This is a genomic window from Pseudonocardia sp. DSM 110487, assembly GCF_019468565.1.
Lineage (GTDB): Bacteria > Actinomycetota > Actinomycetes > Mycobacteriales > Pseudonocardiaceae > Pseudonocardia.
Genome location: NZ_CP080521.1, coordinates 7,073,384 through 7,088,508 on the forward strand (window position 1 = coordinate 7,073,384; position 15,125 = coordinate 7,088,508).

Below are 15,125 nucleotides of genomic sequence, written 5' to 3' on the forward strand. Positions count from 1 at the left end.
ACGATCTTCGCAGCTCCTGACCTGCGCGAGCGAGCGGACCGGAGCAGACTCTGACGGATGAAATGGCGTCGGGTGCTGCCGTTGGCCGCCGCAGCCGGGGTCGCCGCCCACGACCTCGTGCAGCGCCGGCACGCGTTGCTCCGCAACTTCCCCGTGATCGGCCACGGCCGGTACCTCGTCGAGAAGATCGGGCCCGAGCTGCGGCAGTACATCGTCGCAGGCAACGACGAGGAGCGCCCGTTCAGCCGCGACCAGCGACGCTGGGTGTACGCCTCGGCCAAGCTCGAGAACAACTACTTCGGCTTCGGCACCGACAACGACGTGGAGCACACGCCGGGCTACGTGATCGTGAAGCACCGGACGTTCGGCCGCGCCGTGCCCGCGTCCAGCCCTCGCGCAGGCCACGAGGCGTGGCTCCCGTGCGCCAAGGTGCTCGGTGCCGCCCGCGGGCGCAGACGGGCGTTCCGCCCGGACTCGGTCGTGAACATCTCCGGAATGAGCTTCGGATCGCTCTCCGGCAACGCGGTGGCGGCGCTGAACAAGGGGGCGGCGCTCGCCGGATGCATGCAGAACACCGGCGAGGGCAGCGTGTCGCCCCACCACCTGCTCGGCGGGGAGCTGGTGTGGCAGATCGGCACCGGCTACTTCGGCTGCCGCGACGAGCACGGCCGATTCGACCTGCACCGGCTGAAGGACGTCGTGGCAGCGGCCCCGATCCGGGCGCTGGAGGTGAAGCTCAGCCAGGGCGCCAAGCCGTCGCTGGGCGGGCTGCTGCCCGGCGTCAAGGTCTCCCCCGAGATCGCGTCCACCCGCGGTGTCCCCGTGGGGCGCGACTGCGTGAGCCCGTCCCGGCACGCCGAGTTCACCAACACCGACGAGCTGCTGGACTGGGTCGAGATGCTCGCCGCGGAGACCGGGCTTCCCGTCGGCATCAAGTCCGCCGTCGGCGACATGGCGTTCTGGGACGAGCTCACCCACCTCATGGCCGACACCGAACGCGGCGTCGACTTCGTCAACATCGACGGCGGCGAGGGCGGGACCGGAGCGTCGCCGCTCGTATTCACCGACTCCGTGGCCCTGCCGTTCCGGATGGGCTTCAGCCGGGTCTACCGGACGTTCGCGCAGCGCGGGTTGCACGAGCAGGTCGTGTTCGCCGGAGCCGGGAAACTCGGCTTGCCCGACAACGCCGTGACCGCATTCGCGCTCGGCGTCGACCTGGTCTACGTCGCGCGCGAGGCGATGCTCGCGATCGGCTGCATCCAGGCCCAGAAATGCCACACCGACACCTGCCCGACCGGTGTGGCGACGCAGAACCGCTGGCTTGCCCACGGCCTCGACCCGGAGCTGAAATCGGTGCGGGCGGCGAACTACATCCGCACCCTCCGTCGCGACCTGCTCAAGGTGGCCGAGGCCACCGGCGTCGAGCACCCCGCCCTCATCGGCAGCGACGACGTCGAGATCCTCACCGGGCAGACCGTGGGCACGCCGCTGCACGAGATCTACGGCTACGAACCCGACTGGGGCTATCCGTCCGCCGCCGATCAGGCCGCCGTCGTGAAGCTGATGACCGACACCGCATCACAGGGCGGTTCGGCACAGCCCTCGCCCACCGCCGCCGGTAAATCCTGATCCGACCCGCCGTCGACGACGGCCAGGTCAGCGCACGACCACCACCGGGCACTCCGCGTGGGCCACGATGTGTTGGCTGACCGAGCCCAGCAACATCCCGGCGAATCCCTCGCGGCCCCGCGCCCCGACCACCAACAGGTCGGCCTCCTTCGACCGCTCGATCAGCACCTTGGCCGGGTTCCCCTCCGCGATCGAGGTTCGCACATCCACGGCCGGCGTCGTGGGGGTGAGATCGGCGGTGAACCGCTCCAGCATGGCCAGGGCGTCGTCCTTCGGCTGGGTCTCGTAGCCCTCCGGAGGGAGCGACCCGTACGGCGGGGCCATGAACAACGCCGGCCGGTGCCATGCCGTGACCGCGGTGAGGGAAGCGCCGTGGTGCGTGGCCTCGCCGTAGGCCCAGTGCAGGGCGATCCGGCTGTTCTCGGATCCGTCGACCCCAACGATGATGAGCTTGATCTCTGGCATGGGTTCAGTCCTCCTCGTGGAGAGCCGAGGTCTGGACGACGAGCACATCGCAGACCGCCTTCTTCACGATCTCGCCGGGCACGGACCCGAGCATCTCGCCCTCCTGCGCGCCGAGGCCGCGGTTGCCCACGACGATCAGGCTGGCGGGGTTCCGGCCGGCCACCCGCAGCAGGGCCTCGGCGGGCTTGGCCGCGACGACCACCTGCTCGATGTCCCGGATCCGCTCCGAGGTCAGCTCCTTCACCGACGTCCGCATCGCGTCTCGGGCCGCCTTCTCGCCGTACAGCAGCCTGCGACCGTCGACCTGCTCCGTCCGCTGGGCTTCGGTCCCCGGGTCGTACGCCGAAACGACCACCATCCTGGCCTCGGCGGCGGAAGCGACCTCGTGCGCCCTTGCCACGGCGTACAGCGCCGAGGGGGATCCGTCGGAGCCGACCACCACCCGGTCGTAGACGGTGATCTCGCGGCGCCCGGCGAGCGGCACGACGGAAGACTCCTCGTCCGCCGGCGGCGGGTTGACCCACAGCATGGCCATGGCCGCGGCAAGGAGCAGCACTCCGGCAAGCATGATCGCGTTAGTTCCCCTGCTGCCGAGGAAGCTCTCGAAGATCCAGCCGAACGTGATCGTCTGGATCAGCATGGGAACCACGATCATCATGTTCAAGATCCCCATGTACACGCCGGTGCGTTCCCTGGGGACCATGCTCGCGACCATCAAGTACGGGACGCCGACCATGCTGGCCCAGCAGATGCCGAGGCCGATCATCGGCACGAGGGTCAGGATCTGATTGTTGATCTGTGACAATGCGGCCAATGACAGTCCGGCGAGCGCCAGGGTGCCCGCGTGCACCCGCTTGCCGCCGAAACGCTGACACAGCGGCAGCAAGAACAAGGCGGAGATCATCGTGACGAAGTTGTATCCGCCGTTCATCAGCCCGGTCCAGCCCGCAGCCTCCTCGTAGCCGGGAGTGTCCGGGGCCGCATTGAAGACCGACTCGGCGACGCTGACGCTCACGAACTGCCAATAGATGAACATGGCGTACCACTGGAACAAGAAGGCCAAGCCGATCTTGTGCATGCCGATGGGCATCACCTTCACGGCCTCAGCGATCTCGGCAATCGTGGCGACGGGACCCTTGGACTTCGACCGGATCTCCGTCAGCTCCTCATCGGTCGGCGGGATCTCCTTGGTCCGGACCATGGCGATCGAGATCGTCACGAGGCAGCAGACCGCTCCCAGCCAGAAGCAGACGAAGACCCAGTAGGGCACGCCGGCGTCGGTGGCGCCGGTGATGGCCTGCTGGAAGACGTACAGCGACACGTTCGCCAGCACCGCGCCGGCGCCGGTGAACAGGCTCTGGGTCAGGAAGCCGCGAGGAATCTGCGTCTTGCGCAGCCGGTCGGAGATCAGCGCCCGGTAGGGCTCCATCGCGGTGTTGTTCCCGGCATCGACCAGCCACAGGCAGATCACGGCCATCCACAGCGCGGTCACGACCGGGAAGAGGAACAAAATGATGACGCACACCAGGCCGCCGCCGAGCACGAAGGGCTTCCGCTTGCCCCACCGGGGACTCCAGGTCTTGTCGCTCATCGCCCCGATGAACGGTTGGATCAGCAAACCGGTGATCGGGCCGGCGATGTTGAGGATCGGTAGGCTGTGGGCATCCGCCCCCAGCAGCACGAACAGCGGGTTCACCGCAGTTTGGGTGAGTCCGAAGCTGAACTGCACACCGAAGAACCCGAGATTCATCCATGCGATGTTGCCGGGTGTCATCAGCGGGCGGCGTTCGTCGTCCGATCCGACTTCGGTGACTTCCGCAACGTTCACTGCCATCGAATGCGCTCCTTTGCGGTCGGATCGAAAGCCGACGAAGCGGTCAGTCGGATCGAAACCGGACGCGACATCCCCCGTCACCCTGCACGGTAACCCCGTCGTGTGTGACGTGCCACACATAGCAGCCGACGGCCGGATGCGCATGATCTTGCCCAGTAAGTGATCTCGGTGGTCGTCCCCGTCAGGCTCCCCGAACGTCGAGTGCGACAGGTGGATGTGATCCACAGACCGGCTCCGCCAGTAGGGAGATCAACCGGTCGGCCGCCCATCGGGCGGCGACCGCAAGAAGCCCGCACCCCCCATTCGCCCCACTGAGCCCGGCCAGCACCCACACGTACGGCCACAAGATCGACACTTGTTCGCGATCCATCTAAATTTGCTGCTGCATTCAGGAGGCCCGACCAGCGGCCCAGACGCGCGTGGCGGTAGCTTGGGCGTCGCGGATGAGCTCGGATGTGTCGGCATACGCGAGTCGGCGGTCGGCGACCAAGAGAGCACCGTCGACCATGACGTGGGTGACGTCCCGGCCGCTGGCGTTGTAGACCAGGACACCGAATGGGTCGTCCAGCGGTGCCAGGTGCGGCTGGTCGACGTCGACAAGAATCAGGTCGGCCCTCTTACCCGGCTCGAGTGAACCGACGCGGTCGGCCAGGCCGAGAGCATCGGCACTTCCTGAGGTAAAATGCCGCAGCGCTTCGCGGGCACTCAGGGCGAGATGGTCGTTCGTTTGCAGCCGCAGGCCGAAAATCCCGGCGCGCATCGCGTCCCAGGGATCCATGGTGACCCAGTCCGTGCCCCAGCCGACGCGGAGCCCGGCGGCATAAACCTCGCTCATCGGGCCGAGTATTCCAGACGACTTCATGACGTTTCCCGGGCAATGAGCGGCCGGTGTATCGGTGCGCCGCAACGTCTCGACGTCGCCGGCGTCGGCGTACAGCAGGTGGACGGCGACCGTCGACTGGCCGAGAACGCCGTTGTCTTCAAGGAATCGCACCGAGCTCTGACTGTAGCGGTCGCGCAGGTATTCGTGTTCCGACCGGCCCTGCGCGACGTGTGTGTGGATTCCGGCACCCCTCGCCCTCGCCTCGGCAACAATTTTCCGATGCAGGTCAGGAGAACAGGTGTCGGCGGCGTGCGCGCCGAACCGGACCTCGATCCGGCCGTCGGCGGCGCCGTGCCATTTCTCGTACAGCTCGACGTTCTGGCCGAGCTTGCGCACACCTCTTTCCGGCGAATAGTCCCGCCGGCCTTGCCCGATGCGGGGCAGGTCGACGTCGTAGGTCTTGTGAGCGATCTGCGCCCGGATACCGGCTTCGGCAGCCGCGCGGGCCGTCTCGGCGGCGTGATGGAACATGTCGTTCATCGTCGTGCACCCGGACAGTAGCAACTCGGCGATCCCCAGTCGGCTGAGCACGTGGATGGCGTCGGCATCCATGTGTTGCTCCATCGGCAGCGCGTAGCCGTAGAAATTGTTCGGCCGGTCCTCCAACTGCCCGCGAAAGATCGCGCCGGCGACATGCGTGTGCGCGTTCACGACCCCGGGAAGCAGGACGTGCCGGGGAAGCCGCCGGATCTCGTCCCCGGTGACTTCGCCGGCTGGGCCCACGTCGACGATCTGGTTTCCCTCGATCGCCACCGCACCATTCTGGATCACCTCGAGTTTCGCATCCATCGGCAACACCCAGCCGGCCTCCAGCACGAGTCGCTTCGCCACCCGGAATCCTTTCGTTGCAGTAGGTTCTCGAAACCCCGGAGGGGGCCGACCCGACGGACGGTCGCACACCAACTCGCCGATCTGGAACAGGTCGAGAGTGGCGTCAGATCCGGAGTACGTCGTCCAGCCGGGCGGCGCGGGTGTCGATCTGGTCGATGGGGAGCGGTTCGGCAATGTCGGCGGCGATGTCGGCGACTGCCTCCTGGCAAGCTGGGGTGAAGTACGCGGTGCCGTCGTCGTCGACGTGGTGGATGCCGTCGCCGTTGCTCATTCGCTGGTTGAACGCGATCGCTTCGTCGGCTGTCACGCCTGGTGGAAGATCAAGTGCGACGGCCTGGTTGTTGATGCGCACCGGGTATCCACCGGGCAGGCCGTCCGGGGCGGGCGCCGACCACCGCAGCGGTGGCGCGTCGGGCAGCAGCGCGGTGAGCACGGGCAGTGCGGCCGCGGCCGTGACGTGGTTGTAGCGCGGCCCGGGCGCCAGCCCCGGGGCCTGGTAGGCGAGGCCGTCGTCGCGGTGTCCCTGCTCGTCGAGGTAGATCCGGCAGCGGTGGTCGGGATCCGCGGGAGGGTCGGCTTGCATCACGTCGAATACCTGCGCATGGTGGCCGATCACCCGGATCAGCGGTGCGTTCGTGGCGTCCGGGTGGATGGCCCGCCATGCGGCGCGGGCGCGCAGTTGGATCACGCTCGCGTTGCCCAGACCTATCGTGGGTGCGAGGTCCAGTGCGGCCAGGATCGGGCCGGTCACGTCGGGCAGGGACAGATTGGCGATCGGTCGTGAATACCCGGCCTCCCTTGCGGCGCGCATGACGGCGAGTGGCACCGCGAGTTGGTAGGGCAGACGCAGCGCGATACCGGCCGCCGCCACCGCCCGTGCCGCCGGGTCGTCCCGGCCGAACAGCTCCCACGGGCTGCGCCGGGAGGCGCATTGCACCACCAGGTCGGGCCTATGGGTGGCCAACAGCGAAGCGACGTCCTCCACCCGGAGGGCATCCAGCCGAACCGGCTCCACCAGGCAGTCGTAGCTGCTGAGCACGGTGGTCGCTGCCTTCGTCACCTTCGGCACGGATCGGCCGGCCAGCAGCAGCCGACGCACGCCGGGGTGGCCGGCGAGTCCGGCCGCGAGCCGCTCACCCAGGTCACCGACTCCGATCACCAAAACCGTGCTCACGCATCCTCCTCGCTGGCGCTCGTGTGGCGCGGGGAACGTCGATCCGATCGGCCTGTGCGCACGGCGCCCGTGCTCGCCACGACCACGAGCCCGATCGCCAGCATCTGAATCGGTGAAAGCTGCTGGTGGAGCACGATGAACCCGGCGAGGGCGGCGACTGCCGGCGACAAGCTCAGCAGCACCCCGAACGCGCCAGCGGTCAGCCTGCGCAGGGCGAGCAGTTCGAGCGTGTACGGCACCGCCGAGCACAGCAGCGCCACCGCCAGGCCAGAGCCGAGCGCTTCCGGCCGCAGCAGCGTGACACCGGCGTCGACGATGCCGATCGGGAGGCTGAGCACCGCTGCGACCGAGATGGCCAGGGCAAGCCCATCCGCTTCGGGGAACCGCGTGCCGGCCTGCTTCGAGGCCAGGATGTAGACGGCCCACATCGCGCCCGCACCCAGTGCGAATGCCACACCGGAGCCGGTGAGCTGGGTCAACCCGCCGCGGCCGAGAAGTGCCACCCCTGCCAGCGCAAGTGCCGCCCACAGCGCGCTCATCGCCTTGCGGCTGGTCAACACCGACAGCGCCAATGGCCCCAGCACCTCGAAGGTCACCGCAGCGCCCAGCGGGATCCGGGCGACCGCCTGGTAGAACAGCCCGTTCATCGTGGCGAGGGCCAGCCCGAACCCGCAGATCACCGCCCAGTCCGCACGGCTGTAGCCGCGCAGCACGGGGCGGCACACCGCGAGCAGCACCAGCGCCGACATCAGCTGCCGCAGTGTCACCATGCCCGCCGCACCGACCATCGGGAACAACAACGCCGCGACGGTCGTCCCGAACTGCTGCGCCGACATGCCCGCCAGCACCAGCGCCACCGGCACCAGCCGGCTCGATTCCTCCTGGCCGCCGAGCGCGGCCGTTCGGGTGTCTGTCACACCACGAAGCTATGAGCCGCAATCTCCACCCGGAAATGCTTCTTCACCGCTGGTTATGCTTGAGAGGTATGACCGTCGAACTGCGGCATCTGCGCTGCTTCCTCGCCATCGCGGACGAGGGCACCGTGACCGGCGCGGCGAACAGCCTGCACCTCAGCCAACCGGTCGTGTCCCGCACCCTGCGGCAACTCGAGGACCACATGGGTGTGCGATTGGTCGACCGCTCCACCCACCACCTACGACTCACCCCGGCCGGGCTCGCGCTGCGCGAACGGGCGGCAGCAGCGCTCGCGGCCGTGGAACACGCCCTGGCACCGGACCGGGCCTGGCCGCTGCGGGTGGGCTACGCATGGGCGGCGTTCGGCGAACACACGACGCCGCTGCTGCGCGCCTGGCGGCGGGCTCACCCCGAGACCCCGCTGCGGCTGCTGCGCGTGGACGACCGCACTGCCGGCCTCGCGCTCGGCCGGGCTGACGTCGCGGTGCTACGCGGTACTGCCGGCCCCGGCGGCATGCACACCGTGCTGCTCTGGCAGGAGTCGCGAGTGGTGGCACTGGCCCAAGACCATCCACTGGCCGAACGGACCGAACTCGCACTGGCCGACCTCGCCGACGAGACAATCGCGCTGAACACCGTCGCCGGATCCACCACCGTCCGGCTCTGGCCCGCCGCGAGTCGACCGACCCGCACGCTCGCCGTCGCCAATCCCGACGACTGGGCGGTCGCGATCGCCTCCAGCGCCGCCGTCGGCGTCACATCGGCCGCCACCATCAGCATGCACCCCAACCCCGGCCTGGTGTACGTGCCACTCACCGACGCGCCCCCGCTACCGGTTCGACTGGCCTGGCCGGACCCGGCTACACACCCTGCGGCCGCCGAATTCGCCGCAATGGCACAGACATTCGGCCAGTAAGATCATATTCCAGCCGTTGATCGTGATCTTGCCGGCGTGACCGTGCCGGACAGGGCACGGCCACCGCGTGATCATCGTCTGTTGCGTCGACATCAGAAGATCGCGCCATCGCGACCGCGGTCGGTGTTTCGGCGCCACATTCCCAGGTACCGAATTACCTCTCGGCCCGTCGCTGGATCCAGCCCCGCGTAGACGCGCACCTGCAGGGAGCCGCCGCGCTCGCGGATGCTCCCCCGCCGCCGTTCCCATTCCGGCTGTTCGAGCTGGTCATGAGGGCAGCGCATGCCGCTTCTTCATGGAAGCAAGCATGGACGAGAACAGCCGAAGATCACGGGTGGGAGCGGTTAATGCTGGTCAGCGTGTGGGGCGGGTGGGACTCGAACCCACGACCTGACGGATTCGTTCCGGACACTTCGGCCGTCTGCGGTCGATCGTCGACACAGCCTCCTACTTGCACAGACCATCTGGGCTTTGCACCGGCTGTTCATGGTCGACAGCAATGGCATACCGACGTTTGAGGTGAGTAAAGGGTGGCTGCCTCGCCTCTACAGACCGTCGCACCCTCGTCCCCAGAGCCTTGGCGAGAGCCTCGTTGCTGTTGCTCGGCCCTCAGGCCAGGCCACGGCCGCCAGCCCTAGAGTGGAGCACCTCTATGAAAGTTCTCGTCGCCGCGAGAGGGCATTCCTGCTTGTCCATGTCGAGCACCGCAAGATTGCAGGTAACTCACGCAAAATTGCCGGTCGTTGTGCAGGCGAAGCGCCTCGAATCGCACGATAGACAATCAACAGACGAAAAGTCGCCGAGATGAGGGTAACTAGGACCGTTACTCCGACCCACAGCATGGGACTGAAGATCGCGTCCATGACTTGCGGTCCTCCCTCGGCAATGGTCGTCTTGTTCATAGCGGCGACTGCACCTCGGCCCGCCATTTGGGCGGCCCGAAGTACCCCGCCTGCGGCATGCTTGCGCAGAGGATTATCAACGAGATCGACAGGTACGACTGCAGTCGGCACTACAAGCAGTGGCTACCCCTCGCACCAGGTGCAATCCTGAGGGGCAGGCGTAACGGTACCGCCATCCGGCTACCTTTCGCAAGTTAACCCGATTGGACGATGACACGGAGGCCGTCCCCAGTCATCGAGAGCCTCGAGTGGGCAGGCTTCCGGCTCGGATCCTGGGCGGCGCTCAGTTGACCGGAGCGACGTCGTCCCTTGGCAACTCAAGATCGTGGCCGCCCAGGGATGATCAAGCGCCGGGTGGCCCTCGCGCCCAAAGCCTCGGCGAGATGCGTGCTGCGGATACGAGCGAGCGGGACTGCGATCAGAGGCAGCGTCACGGTAGTGCTCCGACTGAGGTGGCTGCTACGTGAGCCGGTTACTACACGGCTGCTACATGTCAGTTGGGGCTACTCGGGGACCAGGAAGCCGACTACCTGGGTCCAGACGCATACGTCAGGTAACAGGTTTGGGCCCATGCACGATCTTCTTCAGGAAGACAGACAGGGGGCGAAATGGCTCGCGAGCCTATAGATTTGCATTCTGCGTTCGCTGCGTGGTCTACACAGAAGGAAGAAGCTCGACAACGAGCGTTTCAGGCCGGACTTATTGTGCCTGACGCGAATATCCTGCTCGCATTCTACGAGGTCGGCACTACGGCTCGCGAGGAAGTATTTTCTGTCTTTGAAGCTCTTGGGTCTCGCCTTTGGGTGCCGCATCAGGTAGCTCTTGAGTTCAGTCGGAATCGCAAACGTGTCGTGATTGAGCGACTTTCTCGGTTTAAAGACGCTCGCCGGTCCCTTAAGGCTGCGACAGGGGAAGCTATTGACTTTCTTGAGGCCGCAATCGATCAGGTTCTAAAGCTGCGCGATCGCAATAGGACGGCGCGTGAATGGAACCTGTCGAGCGTGGAGCTTGACCGTGAGTCTCTGGAGAAGCGTCTCGATGGAGTGCTGGCAGCTGCGCTGATCGAGCTGGACTTACTTGAAAAGGAGCATGATACGCACCCCTCTCGTCCGGACCGTGCTGACGAGATCTTTGATCGCATATCGACGATGTTGAGCGGCAAGATTGGCGATGCTTTCGAGGTAGCCGACCTTCGTGCGATCGTGGAGGAGGCCGTCTCCTTCAGATATCCAAACCAGATTCCCCCAGGATACCGCGACGCGAAGAAGGAGAATGCAGTTCGTGCGGCTGGCGATTACATACTTTGGCGCCAGCTAATTTCGCACGCCCGTACAGTCGACATGAGCGCTGGAGTGGTGCTAATAACAAGTGATGTCAAGCCTGATTGGTGGCTAGATGACGGTAAAGGTCGAATCGTAGGTCCAAGACCTGAACTGGTGCAGGAGATGCGCGACTTGGCCGGCGTAGACCTTGTCCTGACATCACTTTCAGACTTCTTGGATGGCGCCTCGTCCTATTTGGCCGCGAGGGTTTCGTCTGAAACCGTCCAGCAGGTTCGAGCTGCAGAAGACGAAGCGTCGTCATCTTCCGATGGTGAGCCGGATGGCTCCATCCTTGAGCTTTCGGTGCTTGGCTGGCGAGAGCTTGAAGATCTCGTGCGTACCCTATTTCTCGCAATGGGCTATAGTGAAATGGAGGGCCACCCGAATCCTTCAATGGGACCAGACCTCGTCCTGCGAGACGAGAATGCACTCTTCCCTACTAAGGTAATTGTGGAGGTAAAGCGCTACGCTCACTCCCTGCCTAGCAGTGCAGTGCAGCAAGTTTTGGGCATGATGATGCAAGAACCCGACGTTTCAGGCGCTATCATTGTCACGATTGGAACAGTAACAAATCAGGCCAAGGCGCTAGCGAGCAAGAGTTCGGTTCGACTGATCGACGGGGCGGAGCTGGCGAAGTTGCTTCGCGCTCACTTGTCGATTGATGCAGTTGCTGCGTATGGCGGCGATAGTGATAAGCGATTCTCATAGCCTTGGAGCCGCCGTCGACCGGGGCGCTCGAACCATCACGATCAACGCCAACCTCGTCCGCGTCCGGGGTGTTGGTCTCGTCCGACATAGCGGCAAAATCTTCTCCGCCCGACGGGTCTTGCCGTTGCCGACTTTCCTTGTCGAGATGTTCGACGCTCGCGTCCTTCATGATGCCGCAACTGGGGACCTGTTGTTCCCGAACACCGAAGGTGGCTGGCGCGATCCCCACAACACCGGAGCGCGCCTGCGAGACGCGATCGACGGGCCGGATTCGACTGGGTGACGTCCCACGTCTTCCGCAAGACCGCCATCACCGTTCCCGATCAGGCCGGTCTCTCCGCGCGAGCCATTGCCGGCCACAGTGGCCACCCCCGGCCGTCGATCACCCAGGACGTCTACATGGACCGGCGCGCAGATGGGCGGCAGGCGGCCGACGCGCTCGACACAGCCATGGGGTTTCATGCGTCCCCGGGTTTGGAGTGAGTAAAGGGTGGTTCTGATCTTGAGCTTCCGCCATCGCATCACTCTGACCAGCATCGGAAGTGGGGCGGGTGGGACTCGAACCCACGACCTGACGGATTATGAGCCCGACGATTGATGTCGCTTACAGCGACTTCCTGGGCGTTCGTCGACCGTGGTTGCTGCACACGGTGCCTGAGAGGCACGCGCAGACCGTGCTTCGCACCCACTCTCGCACCCACGAACCCGAACCAGGGACGCCGCCATCCATCCTGGCCCTTGTCACGTCGCGCGCCAGGCACACCGTTGAGGAGACTCCACCGGCAAGACAGAACCATTCGTAGATCAATTTGCAAATTGGTGACGATTCTAGGTTTAGCGCAACGCCACGCGAGACCAGACCCGACGATCAAGACCCCGAGCTGCCTGAGAAGTTCAAACCCAGGCACTGACGGAGATGTCCGAGGTTAGGACCGGAAGGCGTGAGGTGCGAGCAGGCCAAGGTCGCGAGCGCGAGCGACGGTCTCGCCCCGGCGGTGGGTGGCGAGCTTGGCGTACAGGTTGCGCATATGAGTCTTGACAGTGTTCACCGAGACATACAATTCGCCGGCGATTTCCGGCGCGGTCAGGTTGGTCGGCAGATAGCGCAGCACGCGCAGTTCGCTGTCGCTCAGCGGCTGGAGCGGCGACGGGCTCCCTCCAGGCAGCGGCGCGGGCGCGTGCCCGGCGAGCAGGCCCCGGATGTCGCCGATCAGGGCCGCATGCGTGGTGCCGCGCCGGGCATGGCGCTCCAGGAGGACGGGAACCGGATGCAGCACGAAGGCTGAGAGCGCAGTGTCGGGCTCGGCGAGGTCGAGCGCTCGCTCCAGTGCGCGGCCAGCGGCATCCGGGTCGCCGAGAGCGTCCCGGGCGGCCGCCTCCAGCGTGAAGGCCAGAGTAAGGAAGGCCCGGGCTGGGTTCACGCGGGCGGAGCCGTCCAGGACCGGCGCGAGCGCGACGGTCGCCCCGTGCGGGTCAGCCTGGGCGAGCCGCAGTTCGGCTGTGGCGATGCGCACCTCCCCGTGCTCTCGCTCTCGTTCTTCGAGGTCGGCCAGGGTCTCCTCGGCGCGCTGGGTTTCGCCGAGGCGCACCAGGGCGATCAGCAGCAATGTCCGCGCCCGCGGAGCCAGCAGGTGCGGCGCGGCCAGAAGCCCGGCTAGCCGTTCGGCGTCCCGCAAAGCGGTCAGAGCGTCGCCGTACTGACCTCGCACCAGCTCCAAGAACCCGCGGGCATAACGGACCCCCAGCCCGGCCGCGGGGTCGGCCTCCGTGCTGACGATGTGTTCAGCGCGCTGGACCCAGGTGTCAGCCTCCCCGAGCCTTCCCTGCCAGGCGAGCACTGCGCCGAGTATCATGCATGCGGTACCTGCCGCCGACTCGTCCGACCAGCCGTGCCGATCGGCCAGCTCGATCGCCTGTCTGCTGAACTCGGCGGCCCGCGCCAACGACCGTGAAGCCTCGATCGCCCCCTGGTGGGCCAGGCCCGTGAACTCGAGATATGGCCGACCGATCCGGCGCGCCAGCGCGATCCCCTCCGCCAGGTGTTCTGCGTGGTTGTGGTGGCCGGTCCAGCCCCGGGCATAACCGAGGCTGATCAGCGCCAGCGCGCGTAAGTCTTCACCCAAGTACGGCTGCGCCGCCCCCAAAGCCTCGGACATGGCCTGCAGCCGCTGCGCCGCCTCGGCCTCGGCCGGCGGGTTCCCGCGCTGGCGGGCCGCCAGCAGCCCGACGACCCCTGACAGGAGCTCCAGCTGGCCGCGCTGGGGGTCCGGTACCGTCTCCGTACCCCGCTCGGCCAGGCGCAGCAACCGCTCGGCCGCCTGCAGCGACCCCCGGGCCAGCTCATCACCTGCGGCCACCGCCGCCAGCCCGGCATCCGTCGTGAGCAGGCCGGTCGGGAACCCGGCGAGCAGCTCGTGCACGGCATCGGCCCGCCCGCTCAGGTAGAGGCCGGACCAGTGCTCGGCAAGCAGCCGGGTGGCCAGGGACCAGTCCCGCGCCGCCTGGGCATGCCGGACCGACTCCGCCGGGTATCCGTGCCCGCCAAGCCATCCGGCGGCGGCCCGGTGCAGATCGGGGACCTCGCCCGGCGCGGCGCGCCGCAACTCCATCTGCAACAGCCCGGCGAACATCTGGTGATAGCGGAACTCCGAACGTGCGGCGTCCAGCGACACGACGAACGCGTTCGCCTGTTCCAGGTCCTGCAGCACCCGCTCCCCGCCCTCGCCCCCGGCCAGCAGGTCGGCCAGCTCCCCGTTGACTCGCTCCAGGATGGAAGTCCGCAGCAGCAGCCACCGCACCGGGTCGGGCTGCCGGTCCAGCACCTCGGCCATCAGGTACTCCGCCACCGTCCGCTCGGTGCCGGAGAACTCCGCGGCGAACCGCGACGGATCGGGGTGCCCGGCCGCCGCCAACGCGGCTAGCCGCAGCCCCGCCGCCCACCCTTCGGTCCGCTCGTGCAGTACCGCCACCGCCGACTCGGGCAGCTCAACCCCGGCCGCGGCGAGCAGTTCCTCCGTCTCGGTCAGGCTGAACCGCAGATCATTCGCTCGGATCTCGGCCAGGTCCCCGTCCAGCCGCGGCCGGTGCAGCCCCAGCCGCACGTCATGCCGCGCGGCGAGAACGAACCGCAGCGTCCGCGGGGCGCGCATCATCAGCAGCTCCAGTTGCCGCAGCGTCTCCGGACCCAGCTCATGCACGTCATCAACCACGAGCCACAACTGCTCCTCCAGCGCCGCCAGGTCCTTCAGCAGCCGCTCCGTGATCGCCCACCCGTCCAGGTCCGGCGCCGCCGTCAACGCCCGCACCAGCGCCGCCCCCGGGCGGGTCCGGCGAAGCGCGCCGAGCACCGATAGCCAGAATCCCGGCGGATCCCGCTCCTCCCGCCCCGCTGCCACCCACGCAGCGCACTCCTCCAGGCCCGTCTGGCTGATCCAGGAACGCAGCAACACGGTCTTGCCGCTGCCAGGCGGCGCCGACACCAGCGTCACCCGGGCCGGCCCGCTCAGCCGCCTCAACAGGTCTGGACGGGCCACAACCCCTCCCGCA

10 protein-coding genes are annotated in these 15,125 nt (G+C 66.9%); 4 read left to right on the forward strand and 6 right to left on the reverse strand.

What is annotated here, in order from left to right; genetic code table 11:
• Positions 1-57 precede the first annotated feature (57 nt).
• Complete coding sequence (locus tag K1T35_RS33110) at positions 58-1,629, forward strand: FMN-binding glutamate synthase family protein (protein ID WP_220255698.1); 1,572 nt, start codon at positions 58-60, stop codon at positions 1,627-1,629.
• A gap of 27 nt (positions 1,630-1,656) precedes the next feature.
• Here K1T35_RS33110 and K1T35_RS33115 read toward each other — a convergent pair whose 3' ends face one another.
• From K1T35_RS33115 to K1T35_RS33135, 5 genes are all read right to left on the reverse strand, one after another.
• Positions 1,657-2,094 carry a universal stress protein gene (locus K1T35_RS33115; RefSeq protein WP_220255699.1) on the reverse strand — a complete coding sequence of 146 codons (438 nt, stop codon included), beginning with the start codon at positions 2,092-2,094 and terminating at the stop codon, positions 1,657-1,659.
• Positions 2,095-2,098: 4 nt separating this feature from the next.
• Positions 2,099-4,009 (reverse strand): MFS transporter, encoded by a 1,911-nt coding sequence (locus K1T35_RS33120; RefSeq protein WP_220255700.1) that lies wholly within the window; start codon positions 4,007-4,009, stop codon positions 2,099-2,101.
• 307 nt (positions 4,010-4,316) lie between these two features.
• A complete protein-coding gene (locus K1T35_RS33125; protein ID WP_220255701.1) occupies positions 4,317-5,642 on the reverse strand; it encodes an amidohydrolase family protein in 1,326 nt (441 codons plus the stop codon).
• Positions 5,643-5,745: 103 nt separating this feature from the next.
• A complete protein-coding gene (locus tag K1T35_RS33130) occupies positions 5,746-6,816 on the reverse strand; it encodes a KR domain-containing protein (protein WP_220255702.1) in 1,071 nt (356 codons plus the stop codon).
• Positions 6,813-7,733: a DMT family transporter gene (locus K1T35_RS33135; RefSeq protein WP_255621012.1), complete on the reverse strand. Its 921-nt coding sequence runs from the start codon at positions 7,731-7,733 to the stop codon at positions 6,813-6,815. The genes K1T35_RS33130 and K1T35_RS33135 overlap by 4 nt, the downstream gene beginning before the upstream one ends.
• A gap of 68 nt (positions 7,734-7,801) precedes the next feature.
• Between K1T35_RS33135 and K1T35_RS33140 the strand changes: the two genes are divergently transcribed.
• The 3 genes from K1T35_RS33140 (at position 7,802) to K1T35_RS33150 (ending at position 12,062) form a co-directional block, all read left to right on the forward strand.
• A complete protein-coding gene (locus K1T35_RS33140) occupies positions 7,802-8,647 on the forward strand; it encodes a LysR family transcriptional regulator (RefSeq protein WP_220255703.1) in 846 nt (281 codons plus the stop codon).
• Positions 8,648-10,253: 1,606 nt separating this feature from the next.
• Complete coding sequence (locus tag K1T35_RS33145; protein ID WP_220255704.1) at positions 10,254-11,579, forward strand: PIN-like domain-containing protein; 1,326 nt, start codon at positions 10,254-10,256, stop codon at positions 11,577-11,579.
• 279 nt (positions 11,580-11,858) lie between these two features.
• A complete protein-coding gene (locus tag K1T35_RS33150) occupies positions 11,859-12,062 on the forward strand; it encodes a hypothetical protein (RefSeq protein ID WP_220255705.1) in 204 nt (67 codons plus the stop codon).
• Between the two features lie 443 nt (positions 12,063-12,505).
• On the opposite strand, the gene K1T35_RS33155 is transcribed toward K1T35_RS33150, so the two are convergent.
• Positions 12,506-15,112 (reverse strand): LuxR C-terminal-related transcriptional regulator, encoded by a 2,607-nt coding sequence (locus K1T35_RS33155; RefSeq protein WP_220255706.1) that lies wholly within the window; start codon positions 15,110-15,112, stop codon positions 12,506-12,508.
• Between the last annotated feature and the right edge of the window lie 13 nt (positions 15,113-15,125).

Bases quoted from the DNA above. Each gene is read 5' to 3' on its own strand.
- K1T35_RS33140 (WP_220255703.1), top strand. From the start codon at position 7,802: ATGACCGTCGAACTGCGGCATCTGCGCTGCTTCCTCGCCATCGCGGAC.
- K1T35_RS33115 (WP_220255699.1), bottom strand. From the start codon at position 2,094: ATGCCAGAGATCAAGCTCATCATCGTTGGGGTCGACGGATCCGAGAAC.
- K1T35_RS33110 (WP_220255698.1), top strand. From the start codon at position 58: ATGAAATGGCGTCGGGTGCTGCCGTTGGCCGCCGCAGCCGGGGTCGCC.